The organism is Flavobacterium sp. ZB4P23, assembly GCF_003970375.1.
GTDB lineage: Bacteria > Bacteroidota > Bacteroidia > Flavobacteriales > Flavobacteriaceae > Flavobacterium.
In genome coordinates this window covers 569,066-584,687 of sequence record NZ_RYDK01000001.1, presented here as the reverse complement: position 1 = coordinate 584,687, position 15,622 = coordinate 569,066, and the positions used below count along the sequence as shown (strand labels likewise).

Genomic DNA, 15,622 nt, shown 5'->3' with positions numbered 1-15,622 from the left:
TTTTTAATTATTATTCTCTAAAAAGAGATGATTTTAGATTAAAATTAGCGGGTTGTTTTTTATAAAGAGTCTTTCGGCATTCGGATTTCAATAATTAGTGATGATACAATGGTGATGACACCGATTAGAACAATGGCATAATTTACACCAAATAAATCGGCTGTTATTCCTGAAATAATGGCGCCTATCGCATATCCTAAATCCCTCCAAAGTCTGAATGTGCCAATGCTTTCAGCTCTTTGATGTGGAGTTGTAGCTTGTGCGATGGCAGATAAAAAGGTGGGGTAGACTAACGCCGTTCCTAAACCCAAAAATGCTGAAATTGCGGCCAACTGATAGAATGCTGCAGCAAAAGGAATAAAAAGTATCGCTATTCCCTGAAGTAACATTCCCCAAAACAACATCTTTTTTTTCGAATAAACATCAGACATTTTTCCGGTTACCAATTGTCCAAAACCCCAAACAGTAGGATAAATGGCGGTTATAATTCCAATATTCTGTGAATCATAATTCAAAGAAAGCAACACAATAGGTAAAAGTCCCCAAATCATGCCGTCATTCAGGTTATTGACTAATCCTGCTTGTGTTATGGTGCTTAATGTTTTGTTTTTGAAAGTGGTTTCGAGAAAAATATTATCTAATTTTTCAGTTTTATTCGTTGTGTTTTCTTTTTGAACAAATACTCTGGTGTCTTTCACAAAAAACAAAGTCAATAAAAAACCAATTATCGAAATCCCAATTCCCAAGTAAAAAGGGTAGGGCGTAATGCCATATTTTTGTGCAATATAGCCTGACAGAAAAGCAACTAATCCAACGGCAAAATAACCGGCAAACTCGTTGAGTCCCATCGCAAGTCCACGATCTTTTTCTCCAACCAAATCAATTTTCATCACCACTGTACTGCTCCAGGTAAGTCCTTGACTAATTCCCAATAAAATATTGGCAAAAATCACCCAGTTCCAAGATTCTGCATAAATTAAAATAAAAGGAATTGGAATGGCTAGAATCCAACCGAATAAAAGCAAATTTTTTCTTCCGAAACGGTTCGCCAGTTTGCCCGTAAAATAATTGGTAATGGCTTTTGTAATTCCAAAGGCAATGATGAAAGAGAGAATAGCCGTTTTTGAAGCAATGCCAAATTCAATCTCAGCAAATTTTGGAATAATGGTTCGTTCCATTCCTATCATCCCGCCGACAAAGGCATTGACAATAACCAAAATAGTAAATTGTTTCCAATTTTCTTTCAGTCCAAGTTTGGTTGTATTTGTTTTCAATTGATGTAATTTATGAATTTAAAATCTTCGTTTGAAAAAGAAGTTAGGAATAAAAAAGTATAAGTTCTTATAATTTGTAATATTCTAATTGGTAGTCACCTATGTGTTTTTTATTTTCTAGGATGGATTTTTTATGCTTGAAATAGTTGATTGTCCCAAAAACAAAAATGATAAATGAAGTGATAAAAAGTGCGATTTCAATCAGTAAACTATTTTCAATTTTGAGCAGATTTCTCAAACTTAAACCTGCAATCAAAAAATACATTGACGTTCTCAAAAAGGCAAGAAAAGTAGATTGGTTGGCCAATACAGTCCGTTGCAATGCTAATTTTTCTCTTAAAATTAAGTCTTTGTTTGCTGCTTTTTTTGTTTCCATATTATTTTATAATTAAGTGCAAAAAGTAGTTTAGTTGTATTTGTTTCGTAGAAGAGTAAAAATGAAAATTTTTTCTAAAAGCACTATCAAATTTACTTCTTTATTTAAATGAATTTGAAAAATCAAATGTTTTTTCAGTATTTTATAAGTAGAATAAAATCAAAGTGTTTTTATTGTCCTCTAATTTTCATTGCTGAATAAATAAATATGCAGTTTAAAACAACTACTTTTCTTGTTTTAAACTGCATACACTATTTTTAAAACAACAGCTGTTTATTTGCTTATCGCTTCGTTTACATCTTGCCAAGTACCGCCATTTGTAACGTTTTTGAAACCATTTTGTTCCAAAATCATTTTGGCTTGACCGCTGCGATTACCGCTACGGCAGAAAACAATAATATGATCTTTTTCTTTGAATTTTTCCAATTGGCTCGCCACTTGATCCAAAGGAATATTGGTTGAACCTTTTACGTGACCTTCTGCGAATTCTGACGGTGTGCGAACATCTACTAAGAAAGCACCTTCGTTTATTAATTTTTCCATTTGTGTGGTGTCTTTTTTTGAAAACAGATTTTTAAAAATTCCGAACATAATTGAGGTTTTTAGTATTCAATAGGATTATTTTGGCTCATCCACTCATTCATTCCAGGAGAATAGTTGAGCACATTTTTATACCCATTTCGCGCTAATAATGAATAGGCAATTGCTGCCCTGTCACCACCTTGGCAATGGATTAATACTTTTTTATCCTTACTTATTTTGTCCAGATTATTTACTAAAGTACCTACAAATACATTATCAGCTTCTTTGATATGACCTGCATTGTATTCTGCAACACCACGAAGGTCAACAACTTGAACATCTTTTTCTTGTTGTAAGGCTTTAAATTCTTCTATTGTAATTTGATTTACTTTCTCCAAAGAACCGCCATTTTCTTCCCATATTTTCGTAGAAGGAATGTACCCGTGAATGTTGTCTAATCCAATTCGCATTAGTTTTCTAGTCAAATCATCTAATTGTGATTCATCGGCAAGCAACATAAAAGGTTCTTCATACGTAAGAAACCATCCTGCCCAAGTGGCAAATGAATTATTCCCTTGAATGTTGATGCTTCCCGGAATAAATCCTGTAGAAAATTCCGTTTTATCTCTTGCATCAATCAATTTGATTCCTTTTTCTAAAGCTGCTGTTAACTCGCTATAATCCAGTTGTTTTAATTTTGGAACAGTTGTAAGAAGCGGACGATCTACTTTATTTAGTTTTTTCATCATCGCGAAATATTTTGGCGGTTCCGGTTGGTCTTCCAATAAATATTTTACAAATCCAGTTTCATCATTTTTATGCTGAAAAGCCCAGTTTCTTATTTTTTCATATCCTACAGTGGTGCTTGGAACGGCTCCTAGTGCTTTTCCACAAGCAGAGCCTGCTCCATGACCTGGCCATACTTGAATATAATCAGGTAATGCATCGAATTTAGTAATGGATTGATACATTTGTTTAGCACCAATGTCCTGTGTTCCTTTCATTCCTGCTGCTTTTTCAAGTAAATCAGGTCTTCCTACATCTCCCACAAATACAAAGTCACCGGTGAACAACATGACAGGCTCATCGCTGGCAGGCGTATCGGTTAGCAGAAAACTGATGCTTTCCGGAGTATGTCCTGGTGTATGAACTACTTCTATTTTTAAGTTTCCTACTTTCAGAACATCACCATCTTTAATGCCAACATGAGGGAATTCATATTTCCAATCGGATCCGCCTTCCGCTGAAAGGTACATTTCTGCTCCCGTCAAAGCTGCTAATTCTCTGGAACCAGCGAGGAAATCAGCATGAATGTGTGTTTCTAAAACATGAGTAATTTTCATATTGTTCTGCTTGGCAATTTCAAGGTAGGTGTCAACATCCCTTTTAGGATCGATAACTGCGGCTACACCTGCTTTTTGACAGCCAATAAAATAACTTGCCTGAGCAAGACTCTTGTCGTAAATGTGTTGAAAATACATATCGTTTATTTTTAAGTTTATTATTCATTTGAAACCAAAATTACAGATTACATTTATTAAAAATGGTGACATATGTTACACAAGTATTTTATAACTGTAATTGTAGTATTTTATTAATATGAATGTCGTGGCGCGTAGATACAATTTTTGCCGCTTCTCTTGTATAATTTGATTTTGGTTGATTAAATTTTTTTAATAAGCAATTGTGGAGTAACAAAAAGTACTGAATTACCTCGACCTTTGATTATTAATATTTGATATTGATTAGCCATTTGTTTTTGGATTTGTTTTAGTAATAAGAAGATAAATTTATTTAAATTGCTTCTGTATCAACGTGACTTTTGTTATACAATAATTTTATTTTAGAAATAACTCCTTAGTAATAATATAAATCCCCATCACTAAAACAAACCAGCCAAAAGCGGGTTTCAGGTTGTTGCCATTAATTTTTTTGGATAATGCTGTGCCAATAGAAATTCCAACAATTGCAAATGCTGAAATGGTAAATAAGAATTGCCAATCAATAACGTTTTCTCCACCTTCTCCGAAAAAACCGATTAAAGATTTTGCAGCAATGATTACTAATGAAGTCCCAACCGCTTCTTTCATAGGAAGTTTACTCAAAATAACCAAAGCCGGTATAATTAAAAAACCACCGCCAGCTCCTACAAGTCCGGTAATTATTCCTATAAGTGTTCCTTCTATAAGTATAAGCGGATAATTGAATTTTTGTTCGTGTGGTTCTTCAGAAGCGAGTTTTTTGTCTTTTTTAATCATGCTATAAGAAGCAATAATCATTATAACAGCGAAAAACAGCATTAAAAAAAGGTCTTTAGTCAAGATAAAATTTCCCACAGAAAACAGCTCTTTAGGAATTGCAGGAACTATTATTGCTCTTGTTGTAAAAACGGAGATAATTGATGGGATACCAAAAACAATAGCTGTTTTTATGCTAACCAAACCTTTTTTGAAATAGCCAACACTTCCTACCGCACTTGTCAAGCCAACAATAAATAATGAATATGCAGTTGCAATCACGGGTTCAACTGTAAATAAATAGACTAAAACAGGTACGGTAAGAATGCTGCCTCCACCGCCAATGAGCCCTAATGCAACTCCAATGAGTATTGACGAAAAATAACCAATATATTCCATAATTGTAAAATTTATGATTGCAAAGATTGTCTGTTAAATTTTTGCATTCAGTAACATTTATCACATATAAAAAATTTTTTTCTAAAATTCAAATTCCTTTAGGGTAATTATAATGACAATTTCTTATGGATTGTTTACAGTTCCGGAACGGGAGAGTATCAACAGGCTACAGACGAAATAAAAGCATAGCTGTCTTTATTCTTGAGCAATTTTTTTCTTGTTTTCTATGTAGGTAGCGCTCTGAATGATTCAAATAGGAGAAAATAAAAACAGTTTAGCAAATGGTATTATTTATAAAGTAAATAAAAGAGATAAATTTGATCTTAAGGGTTCTACCACATCTGAAATCAAGAATCATTAATCAAAAATCCGAACTTCCAATTGGTTCTATCTAGCACCAATACCAAATCGGATTTAGCTGGTAATAAATTGAATATCAAAGAAGAAACTATTTTCATGGGAAAGACAAATTCCTTCAGGAATCATTGCACTCTTCTATAAGAGCTATTTTTAGTAGCAGTTGTCGCAAATCCAGATGCTAACTTATCATAATTGATTGTCTTTATTTTGCATAAAGCCGTAATGAATAAACAAATGAGCTTGACCCTTGCTAAATTGAGTTCTCCTTTGAAATGATCTTGTAAAACTGAAATAAGCTCTGTGTCTTTACCCTCAAGACTGGTATTCTTCACTATAAAAATTATGTGGTGATAATTCTATAACGCACGAAATATCAGTATTTTCAGCAAATTACAGGACCTTTATTTGGTTGAATTTCAATAATATATGTTTTTGTTGTGTACTAAATTAATTCAAATAAAGATATAAAGGTTCAGAGATTCAGAGCAACAAAGGTTTTTTGTTGCACAAATTCATGCATTGTCGCTTTGAACCTTTGCCTCTTTCAACCTTAAAAAACAAACTTATTTTAATCGAATTAACCGAAGATACATTACAGGATTTAATTACCAAAATTTAAAAAATTAGCTTCAGAAAATGATGAAGATTATATCATTGAAACTATAGAAGTTCTTGAGGCAATGACTGAAATTTCATTCTTGAAATACAAAGAACTAGATGTGATAGGCGAATTAATTTCTACTATGTAAGGTGCTTTAGAGATGAGCAAACTGGTAAAAACCGGAACTGATAAAAAAGAAGCTTTAAATACTTTCATGAAACGAGTACTAGATTCTATCGACAAATAAAATAAATCATATTCAATATTTTAAAAACGTACTTAACAATGTGTGTGTGTTTTATTCAATAAAAGAGAATACAGCAGTACCTGCGGGTTTATCATAAGAGGTAAAAATGGAAACTTTAAACACCTGTTTGAGGTCTTATTCTTAAATAATTTTCATACTTTTGAACCTTATTAAAAAAACAAAATTATGGCATTAATAACATTAGGAGGAAATCCAATACACACTTCAGGAGAATTACCAAAAATAGGGACTAAATTAGCTGATTTTAAATTAGTTAAAACAGATCTTTCTGTAGCTTCGCTTAGTGATTTTCAAGGTAAAAAACTAGTTTTAAATATTTTTCCAAGTATAGATACAGGAACGTGTGCAGCCTCCGTGAGAAAATTTAACGAAAGTGCCAGTACTTTAGAAAATACAACTGTATTATGTGTTTCTAGAGATTTGCCTTTTGCCCAAAAACGTTTTTGTGGTGCTGAAGGACTTGAAAATGTCATTAATTTATCTGATTTTCAAGGTGGTGAATTTGGCAAAGTAAATGGTTTAGAAATCACTGATGGCCCTCTGGCCGGATTGCATTCCAGAGTAATCATTGTTGTTGATCAAAACGGAATAGTTACCCATACGGAACAAGTGGCTGAAATTGCAGACGAGCCAAATTATGAAGCGGCTTTAGCTGTACTTTAATTTCATCTTAATGGAGTTTCAAAAAGATACCACTTTCATTACGGGAAGATTAAAAAGCGTCACTTATGCATTTAAGGGCGCTTTAAAATTGATCCGCACAGAACACAGTATAATGGTTCAGGTTTCAATAGCCATACTGTTGACTATTGCTGGATTTTATTTTAGTATTACTAAAACAGAATGGCTGTTTCAAACTCTGGCAATAGGATTAATTCTTAGCATTGAGGGATTGAATACGGCTGTAGAAAAAGTAGCTGATTTTATCCATCCCAATTATAATGAAAAAATTGGGTTTATTAAAGATATTGCCGCAGGAGCGGTCTTTTTTGCTGCTTTAACAGCAATAACAATCGGTTTAATTATTTATACACCAAAATTCCTGTAAGAATTAGTACAACTCGAATGGCAAAAACAACAAAAATACCTCCTTTAAACAAAAAAAATGATTCTAAAACTCCGGAGAATAGTCCTTGGAGGGTGACTAAACAACATAAAATTGTTTTTGGCTCACTGTTAGTATTGTTTTCAATTGCTTTATTATTTGCTTTTGTTTCCTTTTACATTTACGGTCAAGAAGATCAAAGCGCAGTTCATGCGATTGCGGATCGTACGGAAATTGTTCAAAATTGGTTGGGGAAATTTGGCGCTTTTTTAGCTGATTTGCTAATTTATAACGGTTTTGGAGTTGCTGCATTTATATTTGTCCGGTTATTTTTCTTAACTGGAATATATTTAATAGTAGGATTACCTTTAAAAAAACTAAAAAACATTTGGTTTTGGGATTTATTTGTGAGCGTCGTTTTATCAGTTTTGTTTGGTTTTTTTGCTACTTCAGTACCTGAATTAGGAGGTGTAATTGGTTATGAATTGAATTCTTTTTCACAAGATTACATTGGAAAAACAGGCACTTTATTGATTTTATTATTTGGGTTAATTATATATGTAATTTTCAAAATTAAAATTTCACCAGAAAAAATCCAATCCTTTTTTGATCAAACAAAACAAGAATTAAAGACTGATTTAGCAACAGCCAGTCCCATCAAAAAGGAGAACAGTGGTTATAATTTAGAAGAGTTTGCCGTAACCGAAGAAGAGGACAGTATTCATTTGAAAACCAATGGTAATCAATTTGAAATTAACAAAGAAGCATTAAAACCTACAATAAGCAACGCATCGAATATTAACCGGGAACCTGTTGCCAAGCCTCTCGCTATGGAAATCACACCAATAGCAAAACCAGAGGTATTAGCAGCTCCAATTGATACTTTTGTAATAGAAACGGCTCCGGAAGAGGATATAATTGAAGAAAATTTAGCCTCGCGATTAGTTGCTGATTTTGGATTATTTGATCCAACATTGGATTTATCCAATTATAAATTTCCTACGATTGACCTATTAAAAGAATATTCTACGGGAGGAATCACTATCAATCAGGAAGAATTAGAAGAAAATAAAAATAAAATTGTAGATACGCTTCGCAATTACAAAATTGAAATTGCACAGATCAAAGCGACCGTTGGACCATCAGTTACTTTATATGAAATTGTTCCGGAAGCAGGAATTCGAATTTCAAAAATCAAGAGTCTAGAAGATGATATTGCGCTGTCACTTTCGGCATTAGGCATTCGGATCATTGCCCCTATTCCTGGGAAAGGAACCATAGGGATTGAAGTTCCTAACAAAAACCCCACGATGGTTTCGATGAAAAGTGTTATTGGTTCCGCTAAATTTCAAGAAGCCGAAATGGAATTACCTATAGCTCTTGGAAAAACCATTTCGAACGAAACTTTTGTAGTTGATTTAGCTAAAATGCCCCACCTATTAATGGCCGGTGCTACCGGACAAGGAAAATCTGTTGGATTAAATGCTGTTTTAACTTCCCTTTTGTACAAAAAACATCCCGCAGAAGTTAAATTTGTTTTGGTAGATCCTAAAAAAGTGGAGCTGACCCTTTTTAATAAGATTGAAAGACACTATTTAGCCAAACTTCCAGACATGGATGAAGCAATTATTACTGATAATGCAAAAGTAGTTAATACCTTAAACTCCCTGTGTGTAGAAATGGATAATCGCTATTCTTTGTTGAAAGACGCGATGGTGCGAAACATTAAAGAATACAACGATAAATTTAAAGCCCGAAAATTGAATCCAGAAAATGGCCACCGATTTTTACCGTATATCGTTCTTGTAGTAGATGAATTTGCCGATTTGATTATGACTACCGGAAAAGAAGTAGAAGTTCCTATTGCTCGCCTGGCACAATTAGCGCGTGCCATAGGAATCCATTTGATTATAGCTACTCAAAGACCTTCGGTAAATGTAATTACAGGTTTGATAAAAGCTAATTTTCCTGCCCGAATCGCCTTTAGAGTTACTTCAAAAATTGACTCCAGGACCATTCTTGACACACAAGGAGCAGATCAGTTAATTGGGCGTGGCGATATGTTATACACTAACGGAAATGATGTAGTACGTGTACAATGTGCCTTTATAGACACACCAGAAGTAGAAAAAATAACGGAATTCATTGGTAGTCAAAAAGCATATGCTACCGCTTATTTACTTCCAGAATTTATTGGGGAAGAAAGTGGCATTAATCTTGATATGGATATCTCTGATAGAGATACTTTGTTTAGAGAAGCAGCCGAAATAATTGTCAATGCACAACAAGGCTCCGCATCATTGTTACAAAGAAAACTAAAACTAGGGTACAACAGAGCGGGCCGATTGATTGATCAATTGGAATCCGCAGGAATTGTAGGCCCTTTTGAAGGAAGTAAAGCGCGCAGTGTAAACATTCTGGATATAAGTTCTCTTGATCAATTTTTCAACAATGAACAAAACAATTAACAACATGAAAACAAAGATTCAAAACTCAAGTAAAAGCGAACAAATGAAGCCATTCAAAAAAAGCAATCTAAAGAACTTGAGCAAAAGACTTATTTTTATTACCACTTTATTACTTTTTAGTTTTTCGATACAAGCTCAGGATAAAAAAGCAAAAAATCTTTTAGACCAAGTTACTGCAAAAGTCAAAAGCTACAATACTATAATAATTGATTTTAAGTATTCTTTGAATAATACAAAAGAAAACATTAATCAGGAAAGTAAAGGAAATGTTACCATGAAAGGCAATCAATACGTTTTAAATTTCATGGGAGTAACTAAAATTTATGACGGAAAAAAAGCCTATACTATTGTTCCTGAAGATGAGGAGATTACAATTTCAACGGTCAATGATAAAGATGACAATGCAATTACACCTTCTAAAATGTTAACGTTTTTCAATACTGGTTATAAGTACAATATGGATGTTTTACAAAATGTCAGAGGTAGAAAAATTCAGTATATAAAGTTGATTCCGTTTAACTCTAAAGACCAAAGAAAAGAGGTGTTATTAGGAATTGATGTACAAACGAAACACATCTACAATTTGATTGAAATAGGAAAAAAAGGGACAAAAACAACATTAACGGTTAATTCTTTCAAAACCAACCAACCTTTGTCAAAAAATCAATTTACATTTGCAAGCAGTAAATATCCAAATTACTACATCAACAAATTAGATTAATTTATTAGGTGAAAATTCTCGACAAATACTTATTAAAAACATTCCTGACTACATTTACCACAGTATTTGTAATTCTTTTTTTTATATTTATACTTCAAACCGTTTGGTTATTCATAGCTGAATTAGCAGGAAAGGATTTAGATTTACTCATGATCATAAAATTCCTAGCATTTTCAATGCCTAGGATTGTGCCTTTAGTACTTCCCCTTTCGATATTACTGTCTTCCATAATGACATTTGGTAATTTAGCAGAAAATTATGAATTTGCGGCAATGAAATCTTCTGGAATTTCTTTGCAAAGAGCCATGAGAAGCTTAACGGTATTTATAATTTTATTAAGTATAGTAGCTTTTCTGTTTTCTAATAATGTGATTCCTTATGCGGAGTATAAATTTATCAATTTCAGAAAAAATATTGCACAAGTAAAACCAGCCTTGGCAATAGCTGAAGGACAATTTAGTGATGTTGGTTTTTATAACATTAAGGTAAATAAAAAAACAGGTGACAACGGAAACATCCTTACAGGTGTGACTATTCATAAAAAATCAAACGTTGGTGACGGGAGTAAAACAGTTATTAAAGCCCGAGATGGCGAATTAATAAGTAGTGAACAATCTAGCATTTTACAATTAGTGTTAAATGATGGCTTTTACTACGAAGACATAGTTCCAGAAAAATATGAGGATCGCAGTAAAATGCCTTTTATCAAAAGTTCGTTTAAAAAACATATTATCAACATTGATTTATCAGAACTTAATAATGTAGATGTCAATGACGAAAGCGTTGCGAATACTAATACTATGCTTACTGTCAATGAATTAAGCTATACATTGGATTCGTTAAATAAAAATTTAAAAAATGATATTATTTCATTTTCGGAAAATAGCAATGCACGAATACGGATTCCTGGCAATACTAAACGAAAGGAGTTCAAAATAGAAAACTCCTTTCCTGAAGATATTTTATCCTTGTACACTAAAGAGCAACAAATAGAAATTTTAAGAATAGCGACAAGTACTATTAGTAGTACCGTGTATTCAATTGATACCTCTAAAACCGAATTAGAAAATAAACAAAAAAATATCAATAAACACTTACTTGCTTTTTATGATAAGTTTGTAATTGTATTTGCATGTTTTCTAATGTTTTTTATAGGTGCCCCTTTGGGAGCAATTATTAGAAAAGGAGGATTGGGACTACCTATAGTTTTTGCAATTTTAATTTTCATAACCTTTCACTTCATAAACTCTTTTGGCAAAAGAATTGCTCAGGAAAATGAAATGTCACCTTTTTTAGGTGCCTGGTTGTCCTCGATACTATTATCCCCTTTAGCAATTATACTAACTTATAGAGCTACAAATGATATTGGATTGATAAATGTGGATGTTATTCTGGCTCCATTTCAAAAAATATTAAAAAAAATATTTCCATCACAAAATTAACAGTACAAATGACTACAAATAATATACAACTCAACACAATTGAAGAAGGGATAGAAGCTATTCGTCAAGGAAAAATTATTATCGTAGTTGATGATGAAGATCGTGAAAATGAAGGTGATTTTTTAGCAGCAGCCGAGAAAGTAACACCCGAAATGATTAATTTCATGGCCACACACGGCCGAGGACTCATTTGCGCACCATTAACAGAAAGCCGCTGTAAGGAGCTAGGCCTACATGTAATGGTAAGCAATAATACCGACCCAATGGAAACTGCTTTCACTGTTTCGGTTGATTTAAGAGGAAACGGAGTGACCACTGGAATATCAGCAGCAGATAGAGCAAAAACAGTTTTATCTTTAGCCAATTCTGATACCAAACCACATGATTTAGCAAGACCCGGGCACATCTTCCCATTGATTGCCAAACAAGGAGGCGTACTAAGAAGAACTGGTCATACGGAAGCCGCAATTGATTTTGCCAGATTAGCGGGTTTTAAATCTGCAGGTGTGATTGTAGAGATTATGAACGAAGATGGGACTATGGCTCGATTGCCTCAATTGGTAAAAGTAGCTAAGAAATTCGATCTAAAATTAGTTTCCATTGAAGCTCTTGTGGCTTATAGAATGCAGCACGACAGCCTAATTATTAAGGAAGATGATTTTGATATACAAACTCGTTTTGGTACCTTTCGTTTAAGAGCATACCAACAAACGACCAACAAACAAATCCATATTGCATTGACAAAAGGGACTTGGAATTTAGGGGAACCAATTTTAACAAGAATACACTCTTCGCAAGTCAATAATGATCTGTTAGGAACTTTGACTGATAATGCAGACCAGCAACTTGATGCCATGTTTAAAGTGATTAACGAACAAGGTAAGGGAGCTGTTGTGTTTATCAATCAAGATATGCAATCTGTTAATTTATTGAATCGTATTGGAGAGCTTAAAATTTTACAGGCTGAAGGAGAAATAAAAGCCCCAAAAATTAAAATTGACAGTAAAGACTTTGGAATCGGAGCGCAGATACTTCATGATATAGATATTTCAAAAATCCGATTAGTATCCAATACAGAGCCAGGAAAACGAGTAGGAATGATAGGTTACGGACTAGAAATAACAGAATACGTCAGTTATTAAAAAAACAATAATTTATTTATTCAAATAAATTAAATGCTAAAGTAAAGAAAATGAAACAATTAAAAATAAGTACATCTAATAGACCTTTTTTTAAAAAAAATAGATTTGTATAACCAAAAAAGATTCTTATATTTGCACTCGCAATCAGATAATGAAAGCAATTTACTGGAGAAATGGCAGAGCGGTCGAATGCGGCAGTCTTGAAAACTGTTGACTGTAACAGGTCCGGGGGTTCGAATCCCTCTTTCTCCGCCAGTAGAAATACAAAACGAAGCAAACCCCTCTAAATCTTATGATTTAGGGGGTTTTTTTCATTTGCGGTAAATCAAATTATTCATTAAATCTCAAAACTTAGGTGTCTTTTGAGGTGTCACTGAAAATCTATTTTTTTAAGTGACACCTATCTCAAAAGTTACCAGTTCAACATTTGTCCAAATACCTTTTCACTATTTGAACATCTTGTTTGGAAGTATTACAAAGTTTAAATTTAATAATAACTAAAAGGTCACCAACCATGAACACAGCCGTATCCGTTCTCTTTTATATAAAGCGATCAAAAGTCAATAATGATGGTATCTGCCCTATTTACGTTCGTGTCACAGTACAATCTAAACGATTTGAATTTAGCAGCAACAAATTTGTTAATCCTGAGAAATGGTCAAATGAAGGATCTAAAGTTAAGGGAAACAATGAAGAGACTCGTTCAATAAACAGTCATCTTGAATATTTAAAATCTAAAGTTTCAGAAGCTGAGAAAAAATTATACAAAAAGGATATTATTATAACTTCTGAAAATTTAAAGAATGAAATTTTTGATCTCCACGACAACCAACGAATGCTTATCCCCATTTTCAAGGATCACAACAACAAAATAAAAGAATTAGTGGGCAAAGAATACGCCCCGGGAACATTAGAACGCTACAACACTTCTTTGAAGCATACGGTAGAGTTTCTGGAATGGAAATACAAAGTATCAGATATAGACATTAACAAAATAGACCACGCTTTCGTAACAGACTATGAATTCTACTTGAGAAGCGTTCGCAATTGCGCCAACAATACTGCCGTAAAATACTTAAAGAACTTCAACAAAATAATCAAAATCTGTATTTCAAATGGATGGATAGATAAGGATCCATTTGCAAACTATAAATCAAAAATTCGTGAAGTCGAAAGAGATTACCTAACGCAAGAAGAAGTTCAGGACATCTATTCTAAAGTATTTGCAACCGAAAGATTAAACCAGGTAAAAGATATTTTCGTTTTCAGCTGCTTTACTGGCTTGGCTTATATAGATGTCAAAAACTTAACGGTATCAAATATCAGTATGGGTATCGATGGCGGGAAATGGATATTCACCCATCGACAAAAAACAGAGACAGCTTCTCGCATTCCCCTCCTCCCGATTCCCGAAGAATTAATCCTGAAATATGCCAATCACCCACAATGCATAAATGAAGATAAACTATTACCGGTTTTAAGCAACCAAAAAATGAATAGCTACTTGAAGGAAATAGCGGACGTTTGCGGCATTAAAAAAGATTTAACCTTCCACATTGCTCGACATACTTTTGCAACGACTGTAACCCTTACAAATGGCGTTCCCATAGAAAGTGTGAGTAAAATGCTTGGTCATAAAAACATAAGAACGACGCAACACTACGCTAAAATATTAGATAAAAAAGTGAGTGAAGATATGATGATTTTAAGGAACAAAATGTTAAACTGCAACAATTATAAAATTATCAATAAGACCAATTAGAAGCTCTATTATTTATAAAAAAAATAAAATATTAGCATAAAACTCGAAGACATGAAATATAACCTCAGAACAAATTATAAGAAAACAGATCATGAAATAATGCTACGTCAGGAATGCGCAATTCTTGCGAAATAATATGGCAGACTTACAATATATGTAGTTTTTATGAATTAGCTAACTGGTTCGGCAAGGAAAGTGTAGATTGTCTTTTGGCTGATAGAGAGTTTGTCGGGGGAAAATGGTTAGCGTTTTTAAACCAAAACAACATTTGGTATTACATCAGAATCAGAAATAATTTCAAAATTTATTCGTACCAAAAACAGGAAGAGATTAAGGCTTTTTGGTTGTTCAATAATTTGAAAACAGGCAATTTTTATCATTATCCGAAAACGCTATCTTTCAGGGAGTAAAACCATTGACCGAAACGGAAAAATGGAGTTTTTAATTATTGTTTCATTCAATAAACCCGAACAAACAATGGTTTATTATAAACAAAGTGGCAGATTCAAACTCTTTTTAGAGGATTAAAAAGTAGTGGCTTTAATATAAAAATACACATGTGGCCGATTTAGAAAGGCAGTCAAAATAATTAATTCTGTTTTTTTAGCATTTTATTCGGATGTTCGTGATAGTATATTAGTTTCTTTCTTTCAACATAATTCTTGCTAATATTAACTTCAATTGGAATATTATCTTTTATGAAAAAAATTTCCGCGTCAAAAAATAGTATATCGAAAACAGAGACCGATAAAACTTCTGCAATTTGAACAACTCTCGAAATTGTTAAATCAATTTCACCTCGTTCAATTTTTCCATAGCCACTAGTACTCATTTCTAATTCTGCAGCAACAAAATCACGTGTTAAGTTTTTCAGTTCTCTTATTTTTTTAATATTAATATGCCTACGAAAGTACCTCACCATTCCTTTATTAGATTCCCACTCAATCGAACATCTTCAAAATCTTTTCCTCTTAAATAATCTATTATTTTTTTGTGTTTTCATCT

At 33.1% G+C, this 15,622-nt stretch carries 13 protein-coding genes, 1 tRNA gene and 1 pseudogene; 9 read left to right on the top strand and 6 right to left on the bottom strand.

Annotated features, from left to right (window positions below):
* Positions 1 to 59 precede the first annotated feature (59 nt).
* From EKL99_RS02405 to EKL99_RS02385, 5 genes are all read right to left on the bottom strand, one after another.
* Positions 60 to 1,274 (bottom strand): MFS transporter, encoded by a 1,215-nt coding sequence (locus tag EKL99_RS02405; protein ID WP_126462778.1) that lies wholly within the window; start codon positions 1,272 to 1,274, stop codon positions 60 to 62.
* 67 nt (positions 1,275 to 1,341) lie between these two features.
* Positions 1,342 to 1,650, bottom strand: a complete 309-nt coding sequence (locus EKL99_RS02400; RefSeq protein WP_126462775.1) for a DUF202 domain-containing protein — start codon at positions 1,648 to 1,650, stop codon at positions 1,342 to 1,344.
* 273 nt (positions 1,651 to 1,923) lie between these two features.
* Positions 1,924 to 2,241, bottom strand: coding sequence for a rhodanese-like domain-containing protein (locus EKL99_RS02395; RefSeq protein WP_126462772.1), 318 nt, complete (start codon positions 2,239 to 2,241; stop codon positions 1,924 to 1,926).
* An 11-nt stretch (positions 2,242 to 2,252) separates the two neighbouring features.
* Positions 2,253 to 3,653, bottom strand: a complete 1,401-nt coding sequence (locus EKL99_RS02390; protein ID WP_126462769.1) for a rhodanese-like domain-containing protein — start codon at positions 3,651 to 3,653, stop codon at positions 2,253 to 2,255.
* 357 nt (positions 3,654 to 4,010) lie between these two features.
* On the bottom strand, positions 4,011 to 4,808 hold the full coding sequence (locus EKL99_RS02385) for a sulfite exporter TauE/SafE family protein (protein ID WP_126462766.1): 798 nt from the start codon (positions 4,806 to 4,808) through the stop codon (positions 4,011 to 4,013).
* 1,010 nt (positions 4,809 to 5,818) lie between these two features.
* Between EKL99_RS02385 and EKL99_RS02375 the strand changes: the two are divergent.
* The 9 genes and pseudogenes from EKL99_RS02375 to EKL99_RS02335 all read left to right on the top strand — a co-directional run bounded on the left by EKL99_RS02375 (position 5,819) and on the right by EKL99_RS02335 (position 14,617).
* A pseudogene (locus tag EKL99_RS02375) lies at positions 5,819 to 6,016 on the top strand (hypothetical protein).
* 186 nt (positions 6,017 to 6,202) lie between these two features.
* Positions 6,203 to 6,700, top strand: coding sequence for a thiol peroxidase (tpx, locus tag EKL99_RS02370; RefSeq protein ID WP_126462763.1), 498 nt, complete (start codon positions 6,203 to 6,205; stop codon positions 6,698 to 6,700).
* A gap of 10 nt (positions 6,701 to 6,710) precedes the next feature.
* On the top strand, positions 6,711 to 7,085 hold the full coding sequence (locus tag EKL99_RS02365; RefSeq protein ID WP_126462760.1) for a diacylglycerol kinase family protein: 375 nt from the start codon (positions 6,711 to 6,713) through the stop codon (positions 7,083 to 7,085).
* Between the two features lie 17 nt (positions 7,086 to 7,102).
* Positions 7,103 to 9,550, top strand: coding sequence for a DNA translocase FtsK (locus EKL99_RS02360; protein WP_126462757.1), 2,448 nt, complete (start codon positions 7,103 to 7,105; stop codon positions 9,548 to 9,550).
* A gap of 43 nt (positions 9,551 to 9,593) precedes the next feature.
* Positions 9,594 to 10,271 carry an outer membrane lipoprotein carrier protein LolA gene (locus EKL99_RS02355; protein WP_231507367.1) on the top strand — a complete coding sequence of 226 codons (678 nt, stop codon included), beginning with the start codon at positions 9,594 to 9,596 and terminating at the stop codon, positions 10,269 to 10,271.
* Positions 10,272 to 10,279: 8 nt separating this feature from the next.
* The gene (locus EKL99_RS02350) at positions 10,280 to 11,713 is read left to right on the top strand and encodes an LptF/LptG family permease (RefSeq protein ID WP_126462751.1); all 1,434 of its coding nucleotides are present in this window, start codon (positions 10,280 to 10,282) and stop codon (positions 11,711 to 11,713) included.
* Between the two features lie 8 nt (positions 11,714 to 11,721).
* Positions 11,722 to 12,855 (top strand): 3,4-dihydroxy-2-butanone-4-phosphate synthase, encoded by a 1,134-nt coding sequence (gene ribB / locus EKL99_RS02345; RefSeq protein WP_126576336.1) that lies wholly within the window; start codon positions 11,722 to 11,724, stop codon positions 12,853 to 12,855.
* A 167-nt stretch (positions 12,856 to 13,022) separates the two neighbouring features.
* Positions 13,023 to 13,110: transfer RNA gene (locus tag EKL99_RS02340), tRNA-Ser, on the top strand.
* Between the two features lie 259 nt (positions 13,111 to 13,369).
* Positions 13,370 to 14,617, top strand: coding sequence for a site-specific integrase (locus EKL99_RS02335; protein ID WP_126576335.1), 1,248 nt, complete (start codon positions 13,370 to 13,372; stop codon positions 14,615 to 14,617).
* 589 nt (positions 14,618 to 15,206) lie between these two features.
* Here the strand turns inward: EKL99_RS02335 and EKL99_RS02330 are convergent.
* On the bottom strand, positions 15,207 to 15,539 hold the full coding sequence (locus EKL99_RS02330) for a helix-turn-helix domain-containing protein (protein WP_126563041.1): 333 nt from the start codon (positions 15,537 to 15,539) through the stop codon (positions 15,207 to 15,209).
* Positions 15,540 to 15,622: the final 83 nt, after the last annotated feature.

Bases quoted from the DNA above. Each gene is read 5' to 3' on its own strand.
- EKL99_RS02400 (WP_126462775.1), bottom strand. From the start codon at position 1,650: ATGGAAACAAAAAAAGCAGCAAACAAAGACTTAATTTTAAGAGAAAAA.
- EKL99_RS02385 (WP_126462766.1), bottom strand. From the start codon at position 4,808: ATGGAATATATTGGTTATTTTTCGTCAATACTCATTGGAGTTGCATTA.
- EKL99_RS02390 (WP_126462769.1), bottom strand. From the start codon at position 3,653: ATGTATTTTCAACACATTTACGACAAGAGTCTTGCTCAGGCAAGTTAT.
- EKL99_RS02335 (WP_126576335.1), top strand. From the start codon at position 13,370: ATGAACACAGCCGTATCCGTTCTCTTTTATATAAAGCGATCAAAAGTC.
- tpx (WP_126462763.1), top strand. From the start codon at position 6,203: ATGGCATTAATAACATTAGGAGGAAATCCAATACACACTTCAGGAGAA.
- EKL99_RS02360 (WP_126462757.1), top strand. From the start codon at position 7,103: ATGGCAAAAACAACAAAAATACCTCCTTTAAACAAAAAAAATGATTCT.
- ribB (WP_126576336.1), top strand. From the start codon at position 11,722: ATGACTACAAATAATATACAACTCAACACAATTGAAGAAGGGATAGAA.
- EKL99_RS02365 (WP_126462760.1), top strand. From the start codon at position 6,711: ATGGAGTTTCAAAAAGATACCACTTTCATTACGGGAAGATTAAAAAGC.
- EKL99_RS02355 (WP_231507367.1), top strand. From the start codon at position 9,594: ATGAAGCCATTCAAAAAAAGCAATCTAAAGAACTTGAGCAAAAGACTT.
- EKL99_RS02395 (WP_126462772.1), bottom strand. From the start codon at position 2,241: ATGTTCGGAATTTTTAAAAATCTGTTTTCAAAAAAAGACACCACACAA.
- EKL99_RS02330 (WP_126563041.1), bottom strand. From the start codon at position 15,539: ATGGTGAGGTACTTTCGTAGGCATATTAATATTAAAAAAATAAGAGAA.